We start from the raw sequence: 26984 nt of genomic DNA, 5'->3' as shown, positions 1-26984 counted from the left end.
CGTGAATATTCGTCGCCCCTTCGCCAGCCTTGCCCTGGCCTGCCTGTTCATCGTCTCGCCCCTGGCCGCCAAGGCTGCCGCCCCTGCCAAGCAGGAACTCGCCTCCGGCAGTGCACTGCTCGTCGACCTGACCACTGACAAGGTGCTGTATTCCAGCAACCCGGACATGGTCGTGCCGATCGCCTCGGTCACCAAGCTGATGACCGCCATGGTCGCCCTCGACGCCAAACTGCCGCTGAACGAGCAACTGCCGGTGATCATTCGCGACGTGCACGACATGCGCGGCGTGTATTCCCGCGTACGCATCGGCAGTGAGATCAGCCGGCGCGAGATGCTTCTGCTGACCCTCATGTCTTCCGAGAATCGCGCCGCCTCCAGCCTGGCCCATCATTACCCGGGCGGCGTGACCGCGTTCGTAGCGGCGATGAACGCCAAGGCCCGCGCCCTGGGCATGACCCAGACGCGCTATGTCGAACCGACCGGCCTGTCGGAGCACAACGTCTCCAGCGCCAATGACCTGGTCAAGCTGCTCAAGGCGACACGCAAGTACCCGCTGATCGGCGAGCTCAGCTCCACCGGTGAGAAGACCGTGGCGTTTCGCAAGCCCAACTACACCCTGGGCTTTCGCAACACCAACGCGCTGACCCGCAAGGCCGGCTGGGACGTGCAACTGACCAAGACCGGCTTCACCAACCGTGCCGGCCACTGCCTGGTGATGCGTACCACCATGGGCGGCAAGCCGGTAGCCTTCGTGGTGCTCGATGCCTTTGGCAAGTACACCCACATGGCCGACGCCAACCGCCTGCGCAAGTGGGTGGAAACCGGCAAGGTCACCCCGGTCGCACCTGCCGCCTTGGCCTACAAGCAGCAGCGCGCCTCGCAGCGCCAGTTGCAGGCGGCTCAATAGCCCGAGGCGCCGTTCGCGCTAGTGCGCCTGCCACAGCGGATCGTCGGCCAGGCGCTGGGCGAGAAAGTCCAGCAGGCTGCGCAGCGCGGGCAACATCTGCCGGCGTGACGCGTAGATGGCGTAGATGCCCAGCGACTGGGGCTGCCAGTGCGGCAGCAGGCGGGTCAGCCGGCCGCTCGCGAGCAGCGGCGCCGCCGCAAACAGCGGCTGCATGCAGATACCCGCGCCCGCCACGGCTGCCTCGAGCAACACGCCGCTGTCGTTGCTGCTCAGGTTGCCGCTGACCGCCACCTCCATCTGTTCGCCTTCGCCTTCGAAATGCCAGACGCTGCGGCCGAAATAGCTGTAGCTCAGGCAATTGTGCGCGGCCAGCTCATAGGGCTGTTGCGCAACGCCCGCCCGCGCCAGGTAGCCGGGTGATGCACACACCACCGAATGACAGGTGCCCAGCTGCCGGGCAACCAGGTTGGGGTCCAGGCGGTTGGTGAAGCGCAGGGCCAGATCGATGCCTTCCTCCACCAGGTTCTCTGCCTGGCTGCTGATGAGCACGTCCACCGAGGTGTCGGGGTAGAGGGCGAGGTACTCGACCAGCACCGGGCTCAGCCAGGCCTGTGCGAATGCCTGGCTGCAGGTGATACGCAGATTGCCGCTGGGCCCCTCGTTGGCCTTGAGCCCCGTGGAGCGCATCGCTTCGGCGGTGAGCAGCATCTCCCTGCAGTGCGGCAACAGCTCGTTGCCCACCTGGGTCAGGCTGAGCTTGCGTGTGGTGCGGTGCAGCAGGCGCGCACCGACCCAGCCTTCCAGCGCGGCCAGGTAGCGGGAAACCATCGCCCGGGAAATATCCAGGTGCTCGGCCGCGGCGGTCTGGCTGCCGCGGTCCACCACCTCGACGAAAACGCGGGTCGCCATGAGTCTGTCCATGATTCGCTCGATCCATGCAACTGAGTTGCGGCGATTATGCAGCTTTTCGCAGGGTTCGCACCGAGTAAGCTGCCAGCTCATCCATCGGCGGTGCCTCACATGATCCGTTCCATGCAACTGTTCTACACCACCCTGCTGTTGGCGTTCGCCGGGCTGGTGTTCGCCAGTGGCGAACCTGCCGCCGACCGATCCTCATCAGCCAAATCGGAGCATCCTATGAAAATCGTCGTCCTTGGTATCAGCGGGCGGGCGGGGTCGCGCATTGCCCATGAGCTCTTGCAGCGTGGGCATCATGTCACCGGCATCGCCCGGCAGGTGGGTGAGGTGCCCGCGCAGCAGGGGCTGCAGGTGGCCAGTGCCGATGTCGCTGATATCGAGCGCCTGGTACCGCTGCTCGAGGGTCACGACGCGGTGATCAGCTCGACGCGCTTCGTCGGCAGCGACGCAGCCAGCCTGCTGGGTGCCGTGAAAGCCGCCGGTGTGCCGCGCCTGCTGGTGGTCGGCGGTGCCGGCAGCCTGGAAGTGGCGCCGGGCGTGGCGCTGATCGACACCCCCGAGTTCCCTGCGGCCTACAAGGCCGAGGCAGGTGCCGGGTGCGATTTCCTCAACGTGTTGCGCGGTGAGCAGGCCCTCGACTGGACCTTCCTCTCGCCCTCGGCGCTCTTCGAACCCGGCCAGCGCAGCGGACGTTTCCGCCTTGGCACCGACAGTCTTCTGGTCGATGCAGCCGGCAACAGTTCGATCTCCATGGAAGATTTTGCCATCGCCCTGATCGATGAGCTCGAGCGCCCGCAGCATTCGCGCCAGCGCTTTACCGTCGGTTATTGAGCCGTGTACCGCGGGTGATCTGGCCGCGCGCCTTGGCAACTGCCGGACGCCCGCAGCCCGCAACAAAGTCCTGAGGCGTTTGCCGTATTTCCGTGGTCGTAATACAACATGCATAGCCGGGCAGCGTTAGTCCGCGCTCGCTGACGATGAGCAGGCCGCGCGCTGATGCGCACCGCTTGCTCTGCAGGAGCCGCTGTCGCGCCCGCTACGCATCCATGGGAACAGGAGACGACGATGACTGCTGCACAGACGCGCCCGCAACTGCTGATGATCGGACCGCTATCACCAAGCCTGACGGAACGCATCGCCGAACAGTACGACATCCATCGCTATTGGGAACTTGCTGATGCCGACGCCTGGCTTGGCGAGCATGCCGGGCGCATCGACGGCATCGCGACCAGCGGGGTGTTCGGTGCCAAGGCCGAGTTGATCGAGGCCTTGCCAAACCTCAAGGCCATCATCAGTTTTGGGGTGGGCTATGACGCCATCGATGTCGATGCCGCGAACAAGCGCGGTGTAACGGTGACCAACACGCCAGGCGTGCTGGATAATTGCGTGGCCGATACGGCGGTGTCGATTCTGCTCGCTCTGGGGCGGCGGATCTGCGAAGCGGATCGATTCGTACGAGCGGGTGAATGGCAGAAAAACCGCTTTCCACTGTCCGGCAGTATTGGCGGCAAGGTCTGCGGCATCGTTGGCATGGGCAACATTGGCCGCGCTATTGCGCAGCGCGTCGAAGCCTTTGGCATGACCGTCGCCTACCACAATCGTCGCCGCCGCGATGACGTTGACTACACCTATCACGAGACCCTGGAAGGTCTGCTGCAGGCGTGCGACTACGCCGTGGTGGTGGTGCCGGGTGGCAGCTCGACCGACAAGCTGATCGGCGCCGAGCAGCTCAAGGCGCTGGGTTCGAAGGGCTATCTGGTGAACATCGCCCGTGGTTCGGTGGTGGATGAACCCGCGCTGGTCGAGGCGCTGCAGAAAGGCACCATCGCCGGTGCTGCGCTGGACGTTTTCGCCGACGAACCCAACGTGCCGGCGGCATTGCTGGCGCTGGACAATGTGGTGCTCACCCCCCATATCGGCAGCGGCACCCACGAAACCCGTCAAGCCATGGCCGACCTGTTCTTCGCCAACCTCGACGGCGTGTTCAAGCACGGCAAGGCCGTTACGCCGGTCTGACTCGGCCAGGCGCGCGATTCATGCTGTTGAGTCGCGCGCCGCCCTCGATATTGCGGTTCAGGCAACCATCATCATCGAGCGTTTATCAGCACAGCTCAGGATGTTTGTTGCAGGTGCCGTAGCCTTCACTCTTCATCTCGTCGAGCGCTTTTTGAAGGCGGGCGACCACTTCGTCCGGGGTGTCGAGGTTGAGTGCCAGGTACAGCTCCGAGCGGTCGAACGTCAGTACGTTGCGCAGTCCGGTGATGCCCATTTCACGGGCCTGGTGGCGCCAGACCGGGTCGGTGGTGCCCCACAGGTCGATGCGACCCTGGGTCAGTTTGCTGAGGTTCTCTGGATCGCGCAGCGTGTTGATCGGCTCCAGCCCGGCCTTTTCCAGCGTCTGGCTGGCGGCACTGTCTTTGTAGCTGCCGATGCGGTACTGACGAGCCTGTTCCAGGCTCGTCAGGTTGGGAATGGTTGAGCCTGGGGCGGCGAGCAGCACGCGCTCGACCTTGGCGATCGGCCCCACCCACTTGAACAGCGGCCGCCGCGCCTCGTTCATCGAGGTGGAAAACAGACCGTGGTTAGCGTTGGCCAGTGTGGCGTCGTAGATCCGGCTCCACGGGAAACGCAGGGTCAGGGTGTAATCGATGCCCGCGCGTTTGAACATTTCACGCACGATGGTGGTGCTGACGCCCTGGATATTGGCGTCACGGGCGAAATTCTTTTCATTGTCGGCCATGTTGAATGGCGGGAAGTTTTCCGTTTGCAGCACGACTTGATAGCCCGCCGGCAACTCGGCGTGAGCGGGTAGCGTGAAGGCACTCGAAACGGATAGCAGGCAGAACAACCAAGCGGCTTTATGGAGCATGGCAGACTTCTCTTATTAGGACTGCTGCCGTTTTATCGCGCCGCCGCGCAAAGGGCAATCGGTCCTGCGCAAGAGTGATTGCCCGCACTCATAATGGCGGCGCACGCCGGTATTCGGCAGCGCCGCTGCAGCCTCTCTGGCACGGTGAGCGCAAAAAAGAAGGGGTGACACGTGGCCACCCCTTCTGTCACCACAAGCGCGGTGTTATTGCTTGTTGCTGGCGTTATAGATGGAACGGTCCAGCTCGTTCTCGCTGCTGCCGACCAGGGTTGTGGTCATCAGGTCGCCGGCTACGTTGACCATGGTGCGCGCCATGTCGAGGATGCGGTCGATACCGGCGATCAGCGCTACACCTTCGAGCGGCAGGCCTACCGATGTCAGCACCAGACCCAGCATGATCAGCCCGGCGCCGGGCACGCCGGCGGTGCCGATCGAGGCCAGGGTGGCGGTGAGGATGATCATCAGGTACTGGCCGGCGTTCAGGTCGATGCCGAACGCCTGGGCGATGAACAGTGCCAGCACGCCCTGATAGATCGCCGTACCGTCCATGTTGATGGTTGCGCCCACCGGCAACACGAAACCCGCCACGCCTTCGGACACGCCGAGGTTCTTGCGCGCACATTCGATCGACACCGGCAGGGTGCCGGAGCTGCTCGAGGTGCTGAATGCCACAGCCAGTGCCGGGGCGATGCCCTGGAAAAAGCGCAGCGGGCTGAGCCGCCCGAGCAGGGCGAGCAGGCCGCCGTAGACCAGCAGCAGATGTGCGATGCTCGCCAGGTAGATGACGCCGATCACCCCGGCCAGTGGCAGCAGCACTTCGATGCCGTGGGCAGCGACCACGCCGGCGATCAGCGCGAACACGCCAATCGGTGCAAAGCGCATCACCAGGTCGGTGAGCTTGTAGAACACCTCGGCCAAGCTGTTGAACAGCTTGACCGCGGGTGCGGCTTTTTCACCCACCAGGTTCATGCTCACGCCCAGCGCGATGGCGAACACGATGATCTGCAGAATGTTGCCTTCGGCGAACGCGGTCACCGGGTTGCTCGGTACCAGGCCAACGAGGATCTCGATCAGCGACGGCGCCTGCTTGGCTTCGGGCGCCGCGCTGGCGACCATGTTCATGTCGGCACCGGGGGTGAACAGCGCGCCGAACAGCAGGCCGATGCTCACCGCAAAGGCGGTGGTGACCAGGTAGATGGCAATGGTCTTCACGCTGATCCGGCCCAGCTTGGCAGTGTCCTGCATGCAGGTGATGCCGGCCACCAGGGAGACGAATACCAGCGGCACGATGAGCATCTTGATCGCATTGAGGAACAGCGCGCCCAGCGGTGCGAGGAGTTTGGCGCCGTCCTTGAACAGCAGGCCGACCAGCACGCCGAGCACAAGGCCGATGAGGATTTGCTGCCAGAGGGGCATGCCCCCCAGAAAGCGGCGGGAAGCGGTAATGCTCTGACTCATGGATATCACCTAAATTGTCGTTTTTGTGATGACCGAGGTGCGGCCTATTGGGTGGTGCCCGGCAGGCGAGGGCACAAACGAATGCGCCGCTCTCGAGGGGCGGCGCGGGTAATAGCGGAAGAATCAGGCCTGTAACGGCACCAGGCGTGGCGCGATCATGTTCTCGGGGCGCAGGATGTCGGCCAGCGTGGCCTCGTCGAGCAAGCGCTCCTCGCGCACCAGCTCCAGCACACCACGACCGCTCTGCAGAGCGATCTTGGCGATGCGTGTGGCGTTCTCATAGCCAATGTAGGGGTTGAGTGCGGTGATCAGGCCGATGGAGTTTTCCACCTGGGCACGGCAGTGGGCTTCATTGGCCGTGATGCCGTTGATGCAATGCTCACGGAGCATGTCCATGGCGCGCTGCAGCAGGCGGATCGAGTCGAAGATCTTGTAGGCGATCAGCGGCTCCATCACGTTCAACTGCAGCTGGCCGCCTTCGGCCGCCATGGTCAGGGCCAGGTCGTTGCCGATGATTTCGAATGCCACCTGGTTGACCGCTTCCGGGATCACCGGGTTGACCTTGCCGGGCATGATCGAGCTGCCCGGCTGACGCGCCGGCAGGTTGATCTCGTTGATGCCGGTGCGCGGGCCGCTGGACAGCAGGCGCAGGTCGTTGCAGATCTTCGACAGCTTCACCGCGGTGCGCTTGAGCATGCCGGAGAACAGCACGAATGCGCCCATGTCAGAGGTCGCCTCGATCAGGTCGGCGGCCGGTACCAGCGGCTGGCCGCTGATCAGCGCCAGGCGCTGCACGGCCAGGTGCTGATAGCCCGGGTCGGCGTTGATGCCGGTGCCGATCGCGGTGCCGCCGAGGTTCACTTCGGTGAGCAGTTCCGGCGCCAGGCTGCGCAGGCGTGCCAAGTCTTCACCGAGGGTGGTGGCGAAGGCGCGGAACTCCTGGCCGAGGGTCATCGGCACTGCGTCCTGCAACTGGGTGCGGCCCATCTTCAGTACGTGGCTGAATTCCTGGCCCTTCGCAGCGAAGGACTGAATCAGGCTGTCCAGGCTGGCCAGCAGCGTGTCGTGGCCGAGCAGCAGGCCGAGGCGGATGGCGGTGGGGTAGGCGTCGTTGGTCGACTGCGCCATGTTGACGTCGTTGTTCGGGTGCAGGTGTTTGTATTCACCTTTGGCGTGACCCATGGCTTCGAGAGCGATGTTGGCGATCACCTCGTTGGCGTTCATGTTGGTCGAGGTGCCGGCGCCGCCCTGAATCATGTCGACCACGAACTGGTCATGGAAATCACCGCGGATGATCCGCGCACAGGCTTCGCTGATCGCGGCGTGCTTGGCGGCGGGGAGGTGGCCCAGCTCACGGTTCGCGTCTGCTGCGGCCTGCTTGACCATGGCCAGCGCCACCACCAGCTTCGGGTAGTGAGCCAACGGCACGCCTGACAGGCGGAAGTTGTTCAGCGCACGCAGGGTCTGGATGCCGTAATAGGCTTCTTCAGGGACTTCGAGGGTACCGAGCAGGTCTTTCTCGACGCGAAACAATGCAGCAGCGGACATGATGTCTCGATTCTCATAGAGCCGCGGAAGATACCGCGATGGCGCATAGGGTAAGGATTATCCCGTCGTGCCGGCCAATGCTGTTACTTGCTGCCCTATGCATAATCGGCATAATGCAAGTGTGACTCGCACCGATGCACTCAAAAGGTGCGAGCGATCGGCTAGCGCAGAGGGATGCACTGTGAACCTGGAAACAAAATGGCTGGAAGACTTCGTGACCCTGGCCTCCACGCGCAGTTTTTCTGCGGCAGCGCAGAAGCGTTTCGTCACCCAGCCCGCATTCAGTCGACGTATTCGCAGCCTCGAAGCTGCGTTGGGGCTGACCCTGGTCAACCGCTCGCGTACGCCCATCGAGCTGACCGAGTCCGGTCAGCTGTTTCTGCTGACCGCACGCAGCCTGGTCGAGCAGCTGGGTGAAGTGGTTCGCCATCTTCACAACCTCGAGGGCCAGCAAGGTGAGGCGCTGCAGATCGCTGCGGCACACTCGCTGGTGTTCAGCTTTTTTCCCGAGTGGATTGCTCGCCTGCGTCGTGACGGGCTGCCATTGACGACGCGCTTGGTGGCAACCAACGTCGGCGAAGCGGTGCACTCCCTGCGCGAAGGCACCTGCGACCTGATTCTGGCCTATCACGATCAGGACGCCGCCGTGCAACTGGTGCCTGACCTGTTTCCGTCGCTGTATCTCGGCAGTAGCGAAATGCTCCCGGTATGTGCAGCGGACGAGCACGGCGCGCCGCTATACGACCTGGATGCCGGGCAGAGCGTGCCGCTGCTGGCCTACAGCGCCGGGACCTTTCTCGGTCGCTCGGTCAACCTGCTGCTGCGCCAGCGCGCGCTGCGCTCCACCACCGTGCACGAAACGGCCATGGCCGACAGCCTCAAGGCCATGGCGCTGCAAGGCCTGGGCGTCGCCTGGGTGCCACGCCTGTCGATGAACGCCGAGCTGGCGCGCGGCGAACTGGTGATCTGCGGCAAGGAGCACTGGTGGATACCGCTGGAGATCCGTCTGTACCGCTGGAGCATGTCACGCAAGGCCGGCGTGCGTCTGCTGTGGCGCAAGCTCGAAGGCGGCGTGGGGCGCTAAAGGTCGGTCGCCAACTCCATCGCAGCAATGCTCAGCCCAGGCCGTATTTTTTGACCTTGTCGAATAGCGTGGTCTTGGCCATGCCCAAGGCCTGGGCGGCCTGGCTGAGGTTGCCGGTGTGTTGTTCGAGGGCGTCGACCAGCAGGTTGCGTTCAAACGCCTCGACGGCTTCCGCGAAGGTCGCGGCATTGCCGTCCTGGCTGCCACTCTTTTTCAGGGCTGGCAGACCGAGGGCGAAGCGTTCGGCAACGTTGCGCAATTCGCGCACGTTGCCCGGCCAATCGTGGGCCATCAGCGCGGCAAGGGTGTGGCGATCCACTTCGGGTACGGCGCGGTCGAAGCGCAGCGCGGAGAGTTGCAGGAAGTGTTCGAACAGCAGCGCGATATCTTCGCGACGTTCGCGCAGCGGCGGCAGTTCAAGGGTGACGACATTGAGGCGGTAATACAGGTCGCTGCGAAAGTGCCCGGCCTTGCCCGCTTCGTTCAGGTCCGCCTTGGTCGCGGCGATCACCCGGCAGTCGACATCGATTGGCTGGTTCGAGCCCAGGCGCTCCAGGCTGTGTTCCTGCAGCACGCGTAGCAGTTTGATCTGCAGGTTCAGCGGCATGCTTTCGATCTCGTCGAGAAACAGGCTGCCGCCGTTGGCGTGCTCGATCTTGCCGATGCGCCGTTTGCCGGCACCGGTGAACGCGTGGGCCTCGTGGCCGAAGATTTCGCTCTCGAACAGGTTCTCCGGCAGGCCGCCACAGTTCAGCGCGACGAAGGCTTTGCTCTGCCGCCGACTGAAGTCATGCAGGCAGCGGGCGACCAGCTCCTTGCCGGTTCCGGTTTCACCTTCGATCAACACGTTGGCCGAGGTGTCGGCGACATTGGCGACCAGCTCGCGCAGCTGCTGCATGGCCGGTGATCTGCCGATCAGCCGGTGCTCCAGTGCCTGTTTGCCGGCGAGTTGGCGGCGCAGCGAGGACACCTCGCGGGCCAGGCTGCGTTGCTCCAGCGCGCGGCGGGTGACCTCGACCAGGCGCTCGGGCGAGAAGGGTTTTTCCATGAAATCGTAGGCGCCATCGCGCATCGCGCCCACGGCCATGCCGATATCGCCATGCCCGGTGATCAGCACCACCGGCAGCGCAGGGTCGCGACGTTTGAGTTCGTCCAGCAGTTGCAGGCCGTCCATGCCGGGCAGGCGGATATCGCTGATGACGATGCCGGCGAAGTCCGCATCGATGCGCTGCAAGGCCTGTTCGGCGCTGCCCACGCCTTCGCTGGCAATATCTTCCAGGGCCAGGGCCTGCTGGCAGCCAAGCAGCACGTGCGGGTCGTCTTCGACGATCAGTACGGTGAGGTCGTCATTCATCGGGTGTCTCCATGACGGTGGCGGCCAAGGGCAGGTTGAGTTCGAAAGCAGTGCCGCCCTGCGGCGGATGCTCGGCACTGAGGCTGCCGCCCGCGGCCGACGCCAGGCTGGCCGACAGGGTAAGGCCAAGACCCAGCCCCTGCTCGCCGGGTTTGGTGGTGAAGAACGGTTCGAACAGGTGCTCGCGATCAGCCGGCAAGATGCCGGGGCCGTTGTCGCGTACGCGCAGGCGATAGCGGTCACCGTCGACGTTGCCCTGCAGCCACAACTGGCGGTCTGCCTGGAAGCTCATGGCATCCACGGCGTTGGCGATCAGGTTGATGAGGATCTGCTCCAGGCGGGTCTGGTTGATCGCCAGGCGCGCATCCTCGAACTGGTGATGAATGTTCAGCGGGGTGCGTTCCAGGCGCGGTTGCACCACCTGCAGGGCGGCTTCCACCGCTTTGCCCACGCTGGCTTCGCCGCCATCGTTGGAGCGCCGGGCGAACGCGCGCAGGCTGGCGGTGATCCTGCCCATGCGGTCGACCAGTTCGTTGATGGTCTGCAGGTTGGTGGTGGCCACGTCGTAGGACCCGCGCGACAGGAAGCGGATGGTATTGCCCGATAACGTACGCAGCGCCGCCAGTGGCTGGTTGAGTTCGTGGGCGATGCTCGTCGACATCTGCCCGATCACCGCCAGCTTGCCGGCCTGCACCAGCTCATCCTGGGTCTTGCGCAGGTCGTTCTCGGTTTGTCGGCGTTCGTGAATTTCTGCCTTCAGCCGATCATTGCTGGCGCGCAGGTCGGCGGTGCGGTCAGCGATCCTGCGTTCCAGCTGGTTGTTGGCGGTCTGCAGTGCTTCGCGCGCTGCCAGGCGGGTGGCGATGACCTTGCGGCGCTCGTTCCAGGCGATCAGCAGAAACGTCAGCAGGGCGAAGGCGGCGGCGGCCAGCATGCCGTGGCTGATCGCTTCTCGGCGCAGATCCTGTAGTGGGCTAAGCAGCGTCAGGTGCCAGGGCGTGTCCTCCAGCGGGCGGGTCTGGGCCAGGTAGTTAATCGCGTGGTCCTGGCTGCCGGGGGCGCCTGCGGCAAAGGTGACCTGTTCGGTGCCGGCGCCCAGTTCGGTGCGTGCCAGGGGAATCAGCTCGTCGAGCGACGACCAGTGATATTGCAGGCTGCGCGCCAGCCGTTCCTTGATTTCGGCATTCAGCGGGCGTACCGCCTTGAGCCGGCGCTCCGGGTTGCTCGAGAGGATGATGATGCCGTTCTCGTCGCTGACATAGGCTTCCAGGCGCGCGCGCTGCCAGCGTTGCTCCAGCGCGTCGAGACGAATCTTGACCACCGCCACGCCAATGATCCGGCCATTGGCCTTGAGCCCGTGCGACAGGTAGTAGCCGGCCTCGCCAACGGTGCTGCCGATGCCGTAGAAACGCCCGGACTCACCGAGGATGGCGTCCTGGAAATAGGCGCGGAAGGACAGATCCTCGCCCAGGTAGCTGTCGGACTGCCGCCAGTTGCTGGTCGCCACGACCCGGCCATCGGTGTCCATGACGTAGATGGCCAGGCTGCCGCTGCGCCGGTTGAGGCCTTCGAGGTAATCGTTGACGCGCTGCCGACGGTAACCGTCGGGTGTCAGCAGCAAGCGGCTGACGTTGGATTCCAGCTCGAGCAGGCTGGGCAGGTAGGTGTACTTGGTGATTTCGCTTTCCACCGCGCGGGCGTTGAGCTCCAGCTGGCGTTCGCCGCTTTCGGTCAGCCCGCGGATGCCGGCTTTTTCACTGATGCGGTAACCGGCATAGCCGCAGCCGAACACCAGGGCCAGCATCAGCAGGGTCAACAACAGGTGGCGAACGTAGCGCGGTTTGGCGGACAAGGCGGGCGGCACCACACGAAGACTGGCAAGAGCGCATTGCATCACAGTCCTCCCTGGGCTGCCAGTTGCGGGTGGGCCACGTCTCGGAGCCGGCGGGCCGGCCCCGAGAGGCGGATCAGTGTTGCAGGATCTTGGCGAGGAACTGCTGGGCGCGGTCGGAGCGTGCGCTGACATCGCCAAAGAACTCTTCCTTCGGGCAGTCTTCGACGATCTGCCCGGCGTCCATGAAGATCACCCGGTCAGCCACCTTGCGGGCGAATCCCATCTCGTGGGTCACGCACATCATGGTCATGCCTTCGTGGGCCAGTTGCACCATCACGTCGAGCACTTCGTTGACCATTTCCGGGTCGAGGGCCGAGGTCGGCTCGTCGAACAGCATGACGATCGGGTCCATCGCCAGGGCACGGGCGATCGCCACGCGCTGCTGCTGGCCGCCGGACAGCTGACCAGGGTGCTTGTGGGCGTGTTCCTTGAGCCCCACGCGATCGAGCAGCGCCAGGCCTTTCTGGGTGGCTTCTTCCTTGCTGCGGCCCAGCACCTTGATCTGTGCGATGGTCAGGTTTTCGGTGATGGTCAGGTGCGGGAACAGCTCGAAATGCTGGAATACCATGCCGACGCGCGAGCGCAGTTTCGGCAGGTTGGTCTTCTTGTCGGCAATCGAGGTGCCATCGACCACGACGTCGCCTTTCTGGAAGGGCTCCAGGGCGTTGACGCACTTGATCAGGGTCGATTTGCCCGAGCCGGATGGCCCGCAGACCACCACTACTTCGCCTTTCTTGACCTCGGTGGTGCAATCGGTCAGCACCTGGAAGTCCCCATACCACTTGTTGACGTTCTTGATGGAAATCATACGGCTAACCTTTTTTGCAGGAGCTTGACCAGCTGCGAGGCAGCGAAGCTGATGGTGAAGTAGACCAGGCCGGCGAAGATCAGGAATTCGTGGGGCTGACCGAGGATGTCACCGCGCGAGCGGGCGGCGTTGAGGAAGTCCATCAGGCCGACGGTGTAAACCAGCGAGGTGTCCTGAAAGAGGATGATGCTCTGTTGCAGCAGCAGCGGGGTCATCTTGCGGAACGCCTGGGGCAGGATGATCAGGCGCATGGTCTGGCCGTAGCTCATGCCCAGCGCCTGGGCGGCGCCCATCTGGCCCTTGGGAATGGCCTGGATACCGGCACGCACGATTTCGCAGAAATACGCCGCCTCGAACATGATGAAGGCCACCAGGCACGAGGTGAACGCGCCTATCGGCGTGTCCTCACCGGTGATCCAGCGCAGGATGAACGGCACCGCGAAGTAGAACCAGGTGATCACCAACAGCAGCGGGATCGAGCGAAAATAGTTCACGTAGGTGGCGGCCAGCTTCGACAGCAGCACGTTGCTCGACAGGCGCATGAGCGCCAGCAGGGTGCCGAGAATCACGCCACCAAGAACGCCCATGACCATCAGTTGCAGGGTCATGGCCATGCCTTCCCAGAGGCCTGGCAGGGCCGGGATGATCTGACTGAAGTCCATCATTTGCCTCCCACGGAAATCAGGCCCGGCACGGCGACCTTACGTTCCACCATGCGCATGATCATCATCAGGCTCATGTTCAGGGTGAAGTAGATCAGCGTCGCCAGGGTAAAGGCTTCGAACAGGTTGGCACTGAACTCGGCGGTCTGTTTGGTCTGCGCGAGCAGCTCCATGAGACCGATCAGCGAGGCCACCGAGGAGTTCTTGAAGATGTTCAGGAATTCGCTGGTTAACGGCGGAATGATGATCCGGTAGGCCTGGGGCAGCAGCACGTTGCTGTAGATCTGCGGCAGGCGGAAACCCATGGCGTAGGCCGCGGCGGTCTGGCCGGCCGGCAATGCCTGGATGCCGGTACGAACCTGCTCGCACACGCGGGCTGCGGTGAACAGGCCGAGACAGACCACAACCGACAGGTAGGCCGAGGTGGCCGGGTTGAGGTCCTGCTTGAACCACAGTTCCAGCGGTTCGGGCAGCAGGTCGGGCACCAGGAAGTACCAGAGGAACAGCTGCACCAGCAGCGGCACGTTGCGGAACACCTCCACGTACGCCGTGGCGATGCCTGAAATCAGACGGTTCGGCACGGTGCGCATCACACCGAGCAGCGAGCCGAGTGACAGGGCGATCAGCCAGCCCACCAGTGCGATGGCGATGGTCCAGCCCAGACCGGTGATAAACCAGTCCAGGTAGATCTCGCTGCCAATGCCGGTGGACTTGAAGAATATGCCCCAGTCCCAGTTGTAGTTCATGCGGGTTTCCCCTCAGATGGAAAACAGCGGCGAAGCACGGCGGCAGGCAACAGTCGCCCGCATCCGCGTGGGCGGATGAGTGTCGGCTTCATCAGGAAATATGAAGGAGAGGCCGTCGGCGTCTCCGAATCCCCGCTACGCCCCTTCTCGTGAAAGGGGCGCAGCGTCACGCCGTCAGATCTGCTCGGCAGATTTGTCGGTTGGCTCGGCGATCAGCTTCTTCAGCTCGTCGCTCATGGGGAAATTGAGGTTCAGGCCTTTGGGCGGTACTGGCTGCTGGAACCACTTGTTGTAGATATCGTTGATCTCGCCGGAGGCGAAGGTCGCGCTGATGGCCTCGTCGACCACCTTCTTGAAGCCTTCGTCGCCCTTGCGGACCATGCAGCCGTAGATTTCAAAGGACTGCGGGGTGCCGACCACGTGCCAGTCGTCCGGCTTCTTGGCCTTGGCCATTTCGCCAGCCAGCAGCGCGTCATCCATCATGAAGGCCACGGCGCGGTTGGACTCGAGCATCAGGAAGGATTCGCCGTGATCCTTGGCAGAAATCACGTTCATGCCCATCTTCTTCTCGGCGTTCATCGACTTGAGCAGGCGCTCGGAGGTGGTGCCGGCGGTGGTCACCACGTTCTTGCCCTTGAGGTCGTCGAAATCGTTCACGCCGCTGCTGGTCTTGGTCAGCAGGCGGGTACCGACTTCGAAGATGCCGACGGAGAAGTCGACCTGACGCTGGCGCTCGACGTTGTTGGTGGTGGAGCCGCATTCCAAGTCCACGGTGCCGTTCTGCACCAGCGGAATACGGGTCTGCGAGGTCACCAGGTTGTAGCGCACCTTCAGATCAGGCAGCTCCAGTTGTTTCTTCAGTGCGTCGACGACTTTGAGCTGCAGGTCGTGGGAATAGCCGACCGGCTGCTTGGAGGTGTCGCCGAAATAGGAGAACGGGATGGACGAGTCACGGTGGCCCAGGGTGATGGTGCCCGACTCTTTGATCTTCTTCAGGGTGCCGGTCAGTTCGGCGGCGAAGACCGGGCTGGACATCAGGGCAGCGGCTACGGCAACAGCCAGTACGCGGGGGACAATACGCATGGATCGAATTCCTCGGTGTTGTTGTTATTTTGCTGTTGAAGCCGCACAGCGTGGCGCGGCTTCTCTGTGGAAGAGCTATCGCATTCCTGACGCTTAGAAGAGCAGAATGCATGCCAAGCGCCCTGTGGCCGCTCAGGATTGGTAACTAATTGAAATTATTGGCTATTTAAAATCAAGGAAAACGTCTTCAGCGGATATTGATTCGGGATTTCGGTTTTCCACGCCGCTTTCGTTCGGAAAGCCGAACGTCAGGGCGTGTATGCCGATACAGGTTCCGGGACAGCGCGGTAGAGGCGCCGGGCGCTGCAGACGAGCGTGGCTTAACCCTTTATGCACGACTGCGGTATAATTTCCGGTTTCCGCAAACCACGCCCTCCGCGTGGTTTGTTGTTTCTGCCCCGGCGCCAAGCGCCCGAGACGAGAGAGGCACGACGATGAGCGCACTGGTAGGCGTGATCATGGGTTCCAAGTCCGACTGGAGCACCCTGAGCCATACCGTCGAAATGCTGGATAAATTAGGCATTGCGAACGAAGTGAAGGTGGTTTCCGCCCACCGCACCCCGGATCTGCTGTTCCAGTACGCCGAAGAGGCTGAAGGCCGCGGTATCCAGGTGATCATCGCCGGTGCGGGTGGCGCTGCCCACTTGCCGGGCATGTGCGCCGCCAAGACTCACCTGCCGGTGCTCGGCGTGCCAGTGCAGTCTTCCATGCTTTCGGGCGTCGACTCGCTGCTGTCGATCGTGCAGATGCCGGCCGGCATTCCGGTCGCCACCCTGGCCATCGGCAAGGCGGGCGCCATCAATGCTGCGCTGCTGGCGGCGAGCATCCTTGGTCACCAGCATCCGCAGTTCCACACGGCGCTCAAGCAGTTCCGTGACGAGCAGACCAACACCGTGCTGGATAACCCGGACCCGAGGGCGCAGTGATGAAGATCGGCGTAATCGGGGGCGGCCAGCTCGGCCGCATGCTGGCGCTGGCGGGGACTCCGCTGGGCATGAACTTCGCGTTTCTCGACCCGGCGCCGGATGCCTGCGCTCAGGCCCTGGGCGAGCACATCCGTGCCGATTACGGCGATCAGGATCACCTGCGTCAACTGGCCGATGAGGTCGACCTGGTGACCTTCGAGTTCGAAAGCGTGCCCGCGGAAACCGTGGCGTTCCTGTCGCAGTTCGTGCCGGTCTATCCGAACGCCGAGTCGCTGCGCATCGCTCGTGATCGCTGGTTCGAGAAGTCGATGTTCAAGGATCTGGGCATCCCCACCCCGGAATTCGCCGATATCCAGTCTCAGGCCGACCTCGATGCGGCTGTTGCCAGCATTGGTCTGCCCGCGGTGATGAAGACCCGCACCCTGGGTTATGACGGCAAGGGTCAGAAGGTCCTACGCAAGCCCGAAGACGTCACCGGTGCTTTCGCCGAATTGGGCAGCGTGCCGTGCATCCTTGAAGGCTTCGTGCCGTTCAGCGGTGAAGTGTCGCTGGTCGCCGTGCGTGGCCGTGATGGCGAGACGCGCTTCTACCCGCTGGTGCACAACACTCACGACAGCGGCATTCTCAGCCTGTCCGTGGCCAGCACCAACCATCCGCTGCAGGCACTGGCCGAAGATTATGTGGGCCGCGTGCTCAAGCAGCTCGACTATGTCGGTGTGATGGCTTTCGAGTTCTTCGAAGTCGACCGCGGCCTCAAGGCCAACGAGATCGCGCCGCGGGTGCACAACTCCGGGCACTGGACCATTGAGGGTGCCGAGTGCAGCCAGTTCGAGAACCATCTGCGCGCCGTGGCCGGCCTGCCGCTGGGCTCGACGGCCAAGGTCGGCGAGAGCGCCATGCTCAACTTCATCGGCAGCGTTCCGGCTGTGGATAAGGTGGCGGCCATTGATGAGTGCCACCTGCATCACTACGGCAAGGCCTTCAAGGCCGGGCGCAAGGTTGGTCACGCCACCCTGCGCTGCGCCGACCGCGCAGCCCTGGATAGCCGCATCGCCCAGGTGCAAGCGCTGATCGCCGCCGAATGAGGCACAGGCACGAGAGGTTGAACCTCTCCTGCGCAGGCCTCGTCTGAAAAAAGGCGCCGCACGAATGCGGCGCCTTTTTTCTATCAGGAGGGCGTCATGGGTATTATCGGCACTATTTTAATCGGCCTGATCGTGGGCTTGCTCGCCCGTTTCCTCAAGCCAGGCGACGACAGCATGGGTTGGATCATGACCATCCTGCTGGGTATCGGTGGCTCCATCGCTGCTACCTACGGTGGCCAGGCGCTGGGCATCTACCGCGCAGGCGAAGGCGCTGGTTTCATCGGCGCAGTGGTTGGTGCGATCATCCTGCTGGTGATCTACGGCCTGATCACCAAGAAGCGCTGAACCGTAGCCTGACGCATCGACGACGGGCTACTTTCCGTTGGTCCTACTGCCGCGAGTCCCGTCGATGCGTTACCTGTCTCTTGTTCTGCTGTTGATCTGCGGCATCGCCCGCGCCGAACTGCCGGAAACCGACTGGCTGGAGCTGATGCCTGAAGAGGATCAGCGTGCGCTCGAACAGATGCCGGAGATCACCCACGACACGCCCGAAGCGCTGGGCAGCTTCGACAGCAAAGGGGGCCTCAAGCAGCAGGACAAGGGACTGCCCGCCGTCATGTATTCGGCCAAGACGGTGCCCGCCATGAACGGCAAACAGATTCGCCTCGGTGGCTATCCGGTGCCGCTGGAAACCGACAACGCCGGGCGCAGTACGCTGTTTTTCCTGGTGCCTTATCCGGGCGCCTGCATTCACGTACCGCCGCCGCCACCCAATCAGTTGGTGCTGGTGCGCTACCCCAAAGGCATCGCCTTGACGGATATCTACGAGCCGCTGTGGGTCAACGGTACGCTCAAGGTCGAGCCGGTTAGCAACGACCTGGCAGACGCTGCCTACGCCTTGGATGCCAGCAGCGCGCGAATGGTCGAAGAAAGCGATCTGTAACCTGAGTGGCGCGTTTGCCTGCACGGGCATCGGGCCGCTACGTTTCCCTGTCGACCGCTAATCTACGAGCTCACCCGTGATCTGTTTTGCTCCTTATTCTCAGCTGGCCAGCCGTCTGTTGGCACTCTGCACGCCCTCTACCGACGATGGTGCCCACGACCTGTCGCACCTGCAGCGTGTGTGGGCCAATATTCAGCGGCTGCAGCGCGAAGAGGGTGGCGATCTGGAGCTGTTGTTGGCCGCCGTGCTGTTGCACGACTGTGTGGCGGTGGAAAAGGATTCGCCGTTGCGCGCCAAGGCGTCGCGCCTGTCTGCCGCACGTGCTGCTGACATGCTCGCCAGCCTGGGGTGGGGTGACGAGCGCATCGCCGCCGCCTGCCATGCCATCGAAGCACACAGCTTCTCCGCCGCAATCCCGCCGACCAGCCTGGAGGCGCGCATCCTGCAGGATGCCGACCGCCTCGATGCGATTGGCCTGATCGGCGTGGTGCGCTGCTTCCACGTGTCCGGGCGGATGGGCAGCGCGTTGTATGACGCCGACGACATCGACGCGCGGCATCGCCCACTGGATGACCAGCGTTTCGCCCTCGATCATTTCCGCACCAAGCTGCTGGGCCTGGCCTCCGGCTTTCAGACCGCTGCAGGCGCGCGACTGGCCGAGCAGCGGCACGCGCGGATGGTCGCGTTCCTCGCTGCGTTTCGCGAGGAAATCCAACCGTCTATAGAGGAGTGAGCATGCAGCACTACGACGTCATCGTCATCGGACTGGGCGCCATGGGCGCCGCCACCCTGTATCAGCTGGCCAAGCGCGGTGTGCGTGTAGCTGGCGTGGATCGTCATGCGCCGCCCCATGATCTCGGTTCCAGCCATGGCGATACGCGCATCACCCGCCAGGCGGTTGGCGAGGGCGCTGCCTATGTACCGCTGGCGCTGAATGCCCAGCGCATCTGGCGTGAACTGGAGGCGCAGAGCGGCGAAGCGTTGTTCGAGGCCTGCGGCATGCTGATGCTGAGCAGCAGCGACACGCCAACCCGTGGGCATGGCACAGCGGATTTCGCGGGCGAGACGGCGGCCTTGGCCGAGCGCTTCGGCATCGAGCACAGCCTGCTCGACGCGACGCAGCTGCGCACGCGGTTTCCGCAGTTCGATGGTTACGGTGAGAACGCTGTCGGCTACTTCGAGCCGGGCGCCGGTTATGTGCGGCCAGAGCGGGCCATCGACGTGCAACTGAAGCTGGCCGAACAGTTGGGGGCGACCCTGTACAACAACACGCCAGTGACCGCCATCGAGTCCCTGGGCCAGGGTGTTCGCGTGCAAACCAGCAGCGGCGCGCTGACTGCCGACAAGGCCATTGTCTGCGCCGGCATGTGGACTGGCCGGCTGCTCGGTGCGCCGGTCGAGAGTTTGCTCAAGGTCTGTCGTCAGCAGTTGTTCTGGTTCGAGCTCGACGAGCCCGAGCGGTTTGCCGCCGATTCCCCGGTGTATATCCTGCTGCACGGCGCGGCGGACACCGACAGTTGCTACGGCTTTGCGCCGTTGCCGGGCGAGAACGCCATCAAGATCGCCACCGAGCAGTACCTCGAAGGCTGCGACCCGGATGCGGTGGACCGCAGCGTCAGCCAGGCCGATATCGATGCCATGTACGACGCCCACGTAGCCGGCCGCTTGCTGGGTGTGTCGAGGCGGGTGCTCAAGTCGAAGGTCTGCACCTACACCATCACCCCGGATTTCAACTTCATCATCGACGCCCATCCGCAGATGGCCAACGTGACCCTGGTGTCGGCCTGCTCGGGGCACGGCTTCAAGCATTCCGCCGGTATCGGCGAAGCCTTGGCCATGCACCATTGCAACGAACCCGGCGCCGTCGACCTGTCACCGTTCTCGCTGGCGCGCTTCAGGTAGTTACCTGCAAGTAAGGTCTCAGGAGCTGCTGACGATAGACGGCAGCAAGGCAATAGCGGACGTAGGGTGGATCGGGGCGCGTAGCTGACGCTCTTTTCATCCACCATTGCGATCGCAGAGCGGTGGACGGGTCGGGCCGCGTAGATGAGGCGTCGTCCACCCTACGACTGTGGGAGCGGGCCGTGCCCGCGATTCGCGTGCATGAACAACTGGGCGTCCCCGCCCGCTCCCACCATTCGTAGGTTACGCATCATCTGCGCGCATCCCAGGTAGACGTAGGGTGGATGGCGCTTTTTTCATCCACCATTGCGATCGTAAAGCGGTGGACGGATGAAGCGTCGTCCACCCTACGCCTAGAGCCCCTCCCACGATCGTGAACGGCCGCTCCCGCCACTTTGTGGCCATCGCAGGCAATCTTTCGGCTAAAGATCATTGTCGTTCAGCCAGCGGTACATCACATGGCAATCCACCAAGCCGAGCGTGCGATGACGGTAGGCCTTCGGCAGGGTACCGACGATGGTAAAGCCGTGCTTCTGCCAGAGCGCCACGGCGACTGTGTTAGTTGCCACCACGGAGTTGAACTTCATCGCCTGAAAGCCCAGCTCGCGGGCGATGTGCAGCGAGTGCTGGCACAGCGCGCTCGCCACGCCTTTTCCGCGCGCGGCCGGCGAAGTCATGTAGCCGCAGTTGCAGACGTGGTCGCCCGGCCCCGCGGCGTTGGCCTTGATGTAATAGCTGCCGAGGATCTGCCCGTTCTCTTCGGCCACATAGGTCGCGCGGGGCAACTCGACCCAGGTTTTCCAGGCTGTTTCACGGTCCATGGCCGGGTCATAGGCGTAGGTTTCCTGGCCCTGGACGACATCGCGGATGATCGGCCAGACCTGATTGAAATCGGCTTCGGTAATAGGACGAATATTCACACGGTTTCCTGAAGGTGCTCACGCCTTGAACATGCGTGGGTCGTAAGTGAAATCGTAGGTATCGACGATGCGGATACGGCTGACGGCCGGGTGCAGCGGGTTGATCACGAGGTTGCGCTCCAGCGGCAGCACCGCCGACGGCACGATCAATCCGAGGTGGCTGACAGCCCGCAGCCAGGCGCTGCCGTAGTCCATGCTCGGGCGGTCCACGGGCAATGCGCTCCAGCCATTCGGTAGCGCACTGGCCTCAGGCTCCCAGTAAAGATCAAGATCGTCCGGCAGCTCGAAGCAGGTGATTTTCATCGGCATCGCCGGTGGCCCCTCCGCATGCACGAAGGTTTCCAGGCAGCAGATGGCAGGGGAGAGTCCCATGTACACCGCTGCGACATCCTGCTCGTTCCAGCGCCCGCCTTCGATGGCGGCGCCACGCCCGGACAGATCGGTCGCCCGCTTGGCCTTGGCGACACGCCAGGCGCGCATCAGGCTGCGCCACCCCAATCGAGGGCGTTGAGCACCCGGCGAACCTGCTTGGCACCGATTTCCGTCTCACAGAGCATGATCGGCGCCTGCCCGCCAAGCGAGCGATTGGCGCGCGACATCCAGTCTGCAGCCGCCAGGCGGCTCTCGAACACCTCTTCGGCCAATTGGCAGACCATGGCGATGCGGTCGAGCCGCTCCGAGGCGACCGGGTCGAGTACCTTGCGTTCGCGACGCCGCCGTTCGAGGGTCGAGATCGAGGCATTAAGGAGAATTTCCAGACTGCGCTCGGGCAGGGCGAAGGTGGCCTTGACCGCCTGCACCAGCTCGGCGGCGAACCCGTCCCGGATCTCCTGCAGGCGCTCGGCTTCGCTGAGCTTTTCCCGGCCGGCGCTGAAATCCCAGAAGGCAGCGACCACGGGCGGCACTTCGTCCTTGCCCTGTTTGGCCTGACGCATTGCGGTGATGGTCATGCTGCCTCCTTCATTTGAACTGAAAAATAACATCAAATGAAGGTTACTCCTTGCGCGGTGATCTTGCACGGCCTGTCGCGATCAAGGCGGCAAAGCCAGTCCTCATTAGCCGATCACGCATAGCCTGGGTTGAGCGCAGCGATACCCGGGGCTGCTATCAAGCCATTGCCGGGGTCTCACTGATCGAAACCCTCGGCCAGGTGCGTATCCTTGAGCTTCACGTAATTGCCGGCGGTGTAGCTGAAAAAATTGCGCTCCTTGTCGGTCAGCGGCCGTGCCTGCTTCACCGGGCTGCCGACGTACAGATAACCGCTCTCCAGCACCTTGCCTGGCGGCACCAGGCTGCCAGCGCCAATGATCACCTCGTCCTCGACCACAGCACCGTCCATCACCGTGCTGCCCATGCCGACCAGAATGCGGCTGCCCAGGGTGCAGCCATGCAGCATCACCTTGTGGCCGATGGTCACCTCGTCGCCGATGAGCAGCGGGAAACCGTCCGGGTTGAACGGCCCGGCGTGGGTGATGTGCAGCACGCTGCCGTCCTGCACGCTGGTGCGCTTGCCGATGCGGATGCGGTGCATGTCGCCACGGATCACGGTCAGCGGCCACACCGAGCTGTCCTCGCCGATTTCCACATCACCGATAACCACTGCAGAGGTATCGACGAACACGCGATCGCCGAGTGTCGGTGTGGTGCCCTGATATCTACGAATCGCCACGATAGAACCTCCTAGAACCTGTTCAAAGTCTGCTGCGCGTCGGCACTGCGGCGTTAAAAACAGGCTCGGACTGCTCATTTACAGCTCGTAAACTCCGCGTCCTCGCCTGTTTTCGCCTTGCATTGCTCTAGCTCGCGAGACGTTGAACAGGCTCTTAAGCTGCGCTGGGGGTTGATTGTAATTAAGATGACCGCCATATCACTGGTCAGTGTGTTTAATTCATTCCACCACAGGTACCCGACGTGAGTGCGAACAATCCGCTTCTGCAAGATTTCGACCTGCCGCCGTATTCGACCATCCTGCCCGAGCATGTAGAGCCGGCGGTGGATGCCATTCTCGCCGAAAGCCGCACGGTGGTCGCCGATGTGCTGGCCAGCCAGGGCGACACGCCGCGCTGGGAAACGCTGATCGACGCGCTCGACGAGCAGGGCGCCAAACTGGGCCGCGCCTGGAGCCCGGTCAGCCACCTGAATGCGGTACGCAACAACCCAGAGCTGCGTGCTGCGTACGAGGCCTGCCTGCCGAAACTGTCTGAATACTGGACGGAGATGGGCCAGAACCGAGCGCTGTTCCAGGCCTACGAGGCGCTGGCCGCCAGCCCTGAAGCGGCCAGTTTCGATGTGGCGCAGGAAACCATTCTCGAGCAGGCGCTGCGTGACTTCCGCCTCTCCGGCATCGACCTGCCGCCCGAGCAGCAGAAGCGCTACGGCGAAATCCAGATGAAGCTGTCCGAACTGGGCAGCCGCTTCTCCAACCAGTTGCTGGATGCCACCCAGGCGTGGAGCAAGCACGTCGAGGACGAAAGTCTGCTGGCCGGCATTACCGAATCCGCCAAGGGCCAGATGAAGCAGGCGGCCGAAGCCAAGGACCTGCAGGGCTGGCTGATCACCCTGGAATTCCCCAGCTACTACGCGGTGATGACCTATGCCGACAACCGCGCGCTGCGCGAAGAGCTGTATGCGGCTTACTGCACCCGCGCCTCGGACCAGGGCCCGAATGCCGGGCAGAACGACAACGGCCCGGTGATGGCCGAGATTCTCGAACTGCGTCAGGAACTGGCGCGCTTGCTCGGCTTCGCCAACTACTCACAGCTGAGCCTGGCCAGCAAGATGGCCGAGACTCCCGAGCAGGTGCTGAGCTTTCTGCGTGACCTGGCCGTGCGCAGCAAGCCGTTCGCCGCGCAGGATTTGAGCGAACTCAAGGCGTTCGCCGCCGAGCAGGGCTGCAGCGACCTGCAGAGTTGGGACGTCGGCTACTACAGCGAAAAACTGCGTGAGCAGCGCTACAGCATTTCCCAGGAAATCCTCCGTGCCTACTTCCCGATCGACAAGGTGCTCAGTGGCCTGTTCGCCATTGTCGAAAAGCTCTACGGCATCCAGATCAAGGAATTGTCCGGCTTCGATACCTGGCACCCGGATGTGCGCCTGTTCGAGATCGAGGAAAACGGTCAGCACGTAGGCCGCTTCTTCTTCGACCTCTACGCGCGCGCCAACAAGCGCGGCGGTGCGTGGATGGACGGCGCCCGCGACAAGCGCCGCGCTGCCAGCGGCGAGCTGGTCAGCCCGGTGGCCAACCTGGTGTGCAACTTCACCCCGGCGTCGACCGGCAAGCCAGCGCTGCTGACCCATGACGAAGTCACCACCCTGTTCCACGAATTCGGTCATGGCCTGCATCACCTGCTGACCCGCGTCGAGCACGTTGGCGTGTCCGGCATCAATGGCGTGGCCTGGGACGCTGTGGAGCTGCCGAGCCAGTTCATGGAAAACTGGTGCTGGGAGCCGGAAGGCCTGGCGCTGATCTCCGGGCATTACCAGACCGGTGAGCCGTTGCCTCAGGATCTGCTCGACAAGATGCTCGCCGCCAAGAACTTCCAGTCCGGGTTGATGATGGTGCGCCAGCTGGAGTTCTCGCTGTTCGACTTCGAACTGCACGCCACCCATGGCGACGGTCGTAGTGTGCTGGAGGTGCTCGAGGGCATTCGCGATGAGGTGTCGGTGATGCGTCCGCCAGCCTACAACCGCTTCCCCAACAGCTTCGCGCACATCTTCGCCGGCGGTTACGCGGCCGGTTACTACAGCTACAAGTGGGCCGAAGTGCTGTCTGCCGATGCCTTCTCGAAGTTCGAAGAAGAGGGCGTGCTCAACCCGCAGACCGGTCGCGCCTTCCGCGAGGCGATCCTGGCGCGCGGCGGTTCCCAGGCGCCAATGGTGCTGTTCGTCGACTTCCGTGGCCGCGAGCCGAGCATCGACGCGCTGCTGCGTCATCTCGGCCTGAGTGCGGAGGCGGCATGAGCGACGAACCGGTGATTACGCCCAAGCGCTTTATCGCTGGTGCCGTGTGCCCGGCGTGCAGCGAAATGGACAGCATCAAGATGTGGAACGTCGACGGCGTGCCGCATCGTGAATGCGTGCAGTGCGGTTATGCCGACACCCTGGACGAACGCGGTAACTCGGTAGCCAAGGAGCTGCCGACCCGCGTCAACGTCAGCGCCCTGACACCGAAGAAGCCGGCTGACCCCAAGATCAAGGCCGTGCAGTTCTTCCCCAACCCGAAGTTGAAGAAACACGACGACTGAGGCGTTTGGCGGCGTACCCGAAATGAAAAACGCCGCTCCATTGGGAGCGGCGTTTTTTATTGTGCTGCGGCGACCCCTCTATATGTCGGTAGAGGGCTTGCGGGCCTCATCAACTACGCAGAATCTCGTTGATCGCGCTCTGTTTCGGGCGCATTGCGCTGTACACCTGCCAGAGGATGAACACCAAGGCGATGGCCAGGAAAGAGCCGGAGATGGGGTTGGTGAAGAAGTCCATGAAGTTGCCGTCCGACAACATCAGGCCACGTCGCAGGTTGGTCTCGGCCATCGGCCCGAGGATGAAGCCGATGATGAATGGCGCCGCCGGCATACCAGCTTTGACGAAGCCATAGCCGAGCACACCGAACAGCAGAATCGACCAGACGTCGAACAGGCGGCTGGACAGACCGAAGGCACCCACTACGCAGAGCACCAAGATGATCGGCAACAGGATGTGCTTGGGCACGTCGAGCAGCTTGATGAACAGACGCAGGCCGTAGAACTCCATGAACAGCATCATGAAGGTGGCGACGATCAGCGCGGCGAAGATGGTGTACACCAGCGGGCCCTGGCTGATGAACAGCAGCGGGCCGGGCTGGATGCCGTGGATCAGGAAGCCGCCGAGCATGATCGCGGTGACGGTGTCGCCCGGAATGCCCAGGGTCATCAGCGGCATCATTGCGCCACCGATACCAGCGTTGTTGGCGGTTTCACTAGCGACCACGCCGCCGATGTTGCCCTTGCCGTAGGTGTGGCCGTCTTTGGCGCGTTTCTTGGCGATGATGTAGGCCACCAGGTTCGAGGTGCCTGCGCCGATACCCGGCAGAATGCCGATACCCAGGCCGATCAGGCCAGAGCGGCCAGCGTTCGGCAGCTGTTCGCGGAACTCCTTGAACGAGAAGCCGAAGCCCTTGATGTTCTTCATGCTGACCGACTTGGCCTTGCCTTGCACCGCATGGCGGCCGGTTTCGGCGAGCTTGATGATCTCGGCCACCGCGAACATGCCGATCATCACCGTGAGCATGGAGAAACCGCCATTCAGCTCGCTGACGCCGAAGGTGAAACGACGAATCGCTTCTACCGGCGCGATGCCCACTGTCGACACGGCAAAACCCAGTGCACCGGCGAACAGTCCTTTGACCATGGAGCCAGCGGACAGCGTGGCGATCAAGGTCAGGGAGAAGATGGCGATGGCGAAATATTCATGCGGGCCGAAGCTCAGGGCGACCTTGGCCAATTGCGGGGCGATGAACATCAGTGCGGCGATGCTGAACAGCGTACCCAGAAAGGAGAACACGATGCCGATGCCCAGCGCCTTGGCGCCATGGCCCTGCTCCATCAACGGGCCACCGTCGAACACCGTGGCGATCGATGAGGGTGTTCCGGGAATTTTCAGCAAAATCGCTGAGATCAACCCCCCCGAGGTGGCACCGATGAACAGTGCGACCAGCAGAGACAGGCCAGCTTGCGGGCCCATGGTAAAGGTCAGTGGAAGGCAAAGCGCTACGGCCATGGTGGCGGATAGGCCCGGCACCGCGCCGAAGACGATACCGACGGCCACGCCGATGGCCATCAGCAGCAATATGTTGATCGAGAAAACGGCACCGAAGCCTTGCTGCAGTAAGTCGAGCATGGT

General features: G+C 63.2%; 27 protein-coding genes. 12 read left to right on the top strand and 15 right to left on the bottom strand.

Features of this window, described 5'->3' with window-relative positions; translation table 11 throughout:
• Nucleotide 1: 1 nt before the first annotated feature.
• A complete protein-coding gene (gene pbpG, locus BLS60_RS19790) occupies nt 2-907 on the top strand; it encodes a D-alanyl-D-alanine endopeptidase (RefSeq protein WP_092371708.1) in 906 nt (301 codons plus the stop codon).
• Between the two features lie 18 nt (nt 908-925).
• On the opposite strand, the gene BLS60_RS19785 is transcribed toward pbpG, so the two are convergent.
• Nucleotides 926-1828 (bottom strand): LysR family transcriptional regulator, encoded by a 903-nt coding sequence (locus tag BLS60_RS19785; protein ID WP_092371543.1) that lies wholly within the window; start codon nt 1826-1828, stop codon nt 926-928.
• A 216-nt stretch (nt 1829-2044) separates the two neighbouring features.
• Between BLS60_RS19785 and BLS60_RS19780 the strand changes: the two genes are divergently transcribed.
• Together BLS60_RS19780 and BLS60_RS19775 are read left to right on the top strand one after the other, a co-directional pair.
• Entirely contained in the window at nt 2045-2656 is a 612-nt protein-coding gene (locus BLS60_RS19780; RefSeq protein WP_092371705.1) for an NAD(P)-dependent oxidoreductase, read from the top strand.
• A 234-nt stretch (nt 2657-2890) separates the two neighbouring features.
• Complete coding sequence (locus BLS60_RS19775; RefSeq protein ID WP_092371540.1) at nt 2891-3841, top strand: 2-hydroxyacid dehydrogenase; 951 nt, start codon at nt 2891-2893, stop codon at nt 3839-3841.
• Between the two features lie 85 nt (nt 3842-3926).
• Here the strand turns inward: BLS60_RS19775 and BLS60_RS19770 are convergent, their stop codons facing one another.
• The 3 genes from BLS60_RS19770 to aspA form a co-directional block, all read right to left on the bottom strand.
• Complete coding sequence (locus tag BLS60_RS19770; RefSeq protein WP_070882504.1) at nt 3927-4694, bottom strand: substrate-binding periplasmic protein; 768 nt, start codon at nt 4692-4694, stop codon at nt 3927-3929.
• A 204-nt stretch (nt 4695-4898) separates the two neighbouring features.
• Nucleotides 4899-6152 carry a dicarboxylate/amino acid:cation symporter gene (locus BLS60_RS19765; protein WP_083328703.1) on the bottom strand — a complete coding sequence of 418 codons (1254 nt, stop codon included), beginning with the start codon at nt 6150-6152 and terminating at the stop codon, nt 4899-4901.
• Between the two features lie 123 nt (nt 6153-6275).
• Nucleotides 6276-7700: an aspartate ammonia-lyase gene (gene aspA, locus BLS60_RS19760; protein WP_070882505.1), complete on the bottom strand. Its 1425-nt coding sequence runs from the start codon at nt 7698-7700 to the stop codon at nt 6276-6278.
• A gap of 181 nt (nt 7701-7881) precedes the next feature.
• On the opposite strand from aspA, the gene BLS60_RS19755 reads away from it, so the two are divergent.
• On the top strand, nt 7882-8784 hold the full coding sequence (locus tag BLS60_RS19755; RefSeq protein WP_070882506.1) for a LysR substrate-binding domain-containing protein: 903 nt from the start codon (nt 7882-7884) through the stop codon (nt 8782-8784).
• 31 nt (nt 8785-8815) lie between these two features.
• Here BLS60_RS19755 and aauR read toward each other — a convergent pair whose 3' ends face one another.
• The 6 genes from aauR to BLS60_RS19725 form a co-directional block, all read right to left on the bottom strand.
• A complete protein-coding gene (gene aauR, locus BLS60_RS19750; protein ID WP_070882507.1) occupies nt 8816-10138 on the bottom strand; it encodes a two-component response regulator AauR in 1323 nt (440 codons plus the stop codon).
• Entirely contained in the window at nt 10131-12032 is a 1902-nt protein-coding gene (locus BLS60_RS19745; RefSeq protein ID WP_092371537.1) for a sensor histidine kinase, read from the bottom strand. Before BLS60_RS19745 ends, aauR begins: the two co-directional genes overlap by 8 nt.
• Before the next feature lie 73 nt (nt 12033-12105).
• Nucleotides 12106-12840 (bottom strand): amino acid ABC transporter ATP-binding protein, encoded by a 735-nt coding sequence (locus BLS60_RS19740; protein ID WP_092371534.1) that lies wholly within the window; start codon nt 12838-12840, stop codon nt 12106-12108.
• Nucleotides 12837-13505 carry an amino acid ABC transporter permease gene (locus BLS60_RS19735; protein ID WP_206353767.1) on the bottom strand — a complete coding sequence of 223 codons (669 nt, stop codon included), beginning with the start codon at nt 13503-13505 and terminating at the stop codon, nt 12837-12839. The genes BLS60_RS19740 and BLS60_RS19735 overlap by 4 nt, the downstream gene beginning before the upstream one ends.
• On the bottom strand, nt 13502-14248 hold the full coding sequence (locus BLS60_RS19730) for an amino acid ABC transporter permease (protein WP_092371531.1): 747 nt from the start codon (nt 14246-14248) through the stop codon (nt 13502-13504). Before BLS60_RS19730 ends, BLS60_RS19735 begins: the two co-directional genes overlap by 4 nt.
• Before the next feature lie 174 nt (nt 14249-14422).
• Entirely contained in the window at nt 14423-15331 is a 909-nt protein-coding gene (locus BLS60_RS19725) for a glutamate/aspartate ABC transporter substrate-binding protein (RefSeq protein ID WP_092371528.1), read from the bottom strand.
• Nucleotides 15332-15765: 434 nt separating this feature from the next.
• Between BLS60_RS19725 and purE the strand changes: the two genes are divergently transcribed.
• From purE to solA, 6 genes are all read left to right on the top strand, one after another.
• The gene (gene purE / locus BLS60_RS19720; RefSeq protein WP_070882513.1) at nt 15766-16257 is read left to right on the top strand and encodes a 5-(carboxyamino)imidazole ribonucleotide mutase; all 492 of its coding nucleotides are present in this window, start codon (nt 15766-15768) and stop codon (nt 16255-16257) included.
• On the top strand, nt 16257-17342 hold the full coding sequence (locus BLS60_RS19715) for a 5-(carboxyamino)imidazole ribonucleotide synthase (protein ID WP_092371525.1): 1086 nt from the start codon (nt 16257-16259) through the stop codon (nt 17340-17342). Before purE ends, BLS60_RS19715 begins: the two co-directional genes overlap by 1 nt.
• A 96-nt stretch (nt 17343-17438) precedes the next feature.
• On the top strand, nt 17439-17687 hold the full coding sequence (locus BLS60_RS19710) for a GlsB/YeaQ/YmgE family stress response membrane protein (protein WP_070882515.1): 249 nt from the start codon (nt 17439-17441) through the stop codon (nt 17685-17687).
• A 64-nt stretch (nt 17688-17751) separates the two neighbouring features.
• Nucleotides 17752-18285, top strand: a complete 534-nt coding sequence (locus BLS60_RS19705) for a DUF3299 domain-containing protein (RefSeq protein ID WP_070882516.1) — start codon at nt 17752-17754, stop codon at nt 18283-18285.
• A gap of 76 nt (nt 18286-18361) precedes the next feature.
• Nucleotides 18362-19018 carry an HD domain-containing protein gene (locus BLS60_RS19700; protein ID WP_092371522.1) on the top strand — a complete coding sequence of 219 codons (657 nt, stop codon included), beginning with the start codon at nt 18362-18364 and terminating at the stop codon, nt 19016-19018.
• Between the two features lie 2 nt (nt 19019-19020).
• Entirely contained in the window at nt 19021-20187 is a 1167-nt protein-coding gene (gene solA, locus BLS60_RS19695) for an N-methyl-L-tryptophan oxidase (RefSeq protein ID WP_092371518.1), read from the top strand.
• 422 nt (nt 20188-20609) lie between these two features.
• Here solA and BLS60_RS19690 read toward each other — a convergent pair whose 3' ends face one another.
• The 4 genes from BLS60_RS19690 to BLS60_RS19675 all read right to left on the bottom strand — a co-directional run bounded on the left by BLS60_RS19690 (nt 20610) and on the right by BLS60_RS19675 (nt 22776).
• Nucleotides 20610-21107, bottom strand: coding sequence for a GNAT family N-acetyltransferase (locus tag BLS60_RS19690; RefSeq protein ID WP_092371515.1), 498 nt, complete (start codon nt 21105-21107; stop codon nt 20610-20612).
• Nucleotides 21108-21125: 18 nt separating this feature from the next.
• The gene (locus BLS60_RS19685; RefSeq protein WP_070882520.1) at nt 21126-21587 is read right to left on the bottom strand and encodes an RES family NAD+ phosphorylase; all 462 of its coding nucleotides are present in this window, start codon (nt 21585-21587) and stop codon (nt 21126-21128) included.
• Entirely contained in the window at nt 21587-22057 is a 471-nt protein-coding gene (parS, locus tag BLS60_RS19680; RefSeq protein WP_092371512.1) for a type II RES/Xre toxin-antitoxin system antitoxin, read from the bottom strand. The genes BLS60_RS19685 and parS overlap by 1 nt, the downstream gene beginning before the upstream one ends.
• A 176-nt stretch (nt 22058-22233) precedes the next feature.
• Nucleotides 22234-22776 (bottom strand): gamma carbonic anhydrase family protein, encoded by a 543-nt coding sequence (locus tag BLS60_RS19675; protein ID WP_092371509.1) that lies wholly within the window; start codon nt 22774-22776, stop codon nt 22234-22236.
• Nucleotides 22777-23018: 242 nt separating this feature from the next.
• Between BLS60_RS19675 and prlC the strand changes: the two genes are divergently transcribed.
• Complete coding sequence (gene prlC / locus BLS60_RS19670; protein ID WP_092371506.1) at nt 23019-25067, top strand: oligopeptidase A; 2049 nt, start codon at nt 23019-23021, stop codon at nt 25065-25067.
• On the top strand, nt 25064-25351 hold the full coding sequence (locus BLS60_RS19665) for a YheV family putative zinc ribbon protein (protein ID WP_092371503.1): 288 nt from the start codon (nt 25064-25066) through the stop codon (nt 25349-25351). The genes prlC and BLS60_RS19665 overlap by 4 nt, the downstream gene beginning before the upstream one ends.
• Nucleotides 25352-25460: 109 nt before the next feature.
• Here the strand turns inward: BLS60_RS19665 and BLS60_RS19660 are convergent, their stop codons facing one another.
• Nucleotides 25461-26981: a tripartite tricarboxylate transporter permease gene (locus tag BLS60_RS19660; protein ID WP_092371500.1), complete on the bottom strand. Its 1521-nt coding sequence runs from the start codon at nt 26979-26981 to the stop codon at nt 25461-25463.
• Nucleotides 26982-26984: the final 3 nt, after the last annotated feature.

The sequence above is a fragment of the Phytopseudomonas seleniipraecipitans genome (genome assembly GCF_900102335.1).
GTDB lineage: Bacteria > Pseudomonadota > Gammaproteobacteria > Pseudomonadales > Pseudomonadaceae > Aquipseudomonas > Aquipseudomonas seleniipraecipitans.
This window is presented reverse-complemented; position numbering and strand designations above follow the sequence as displayed.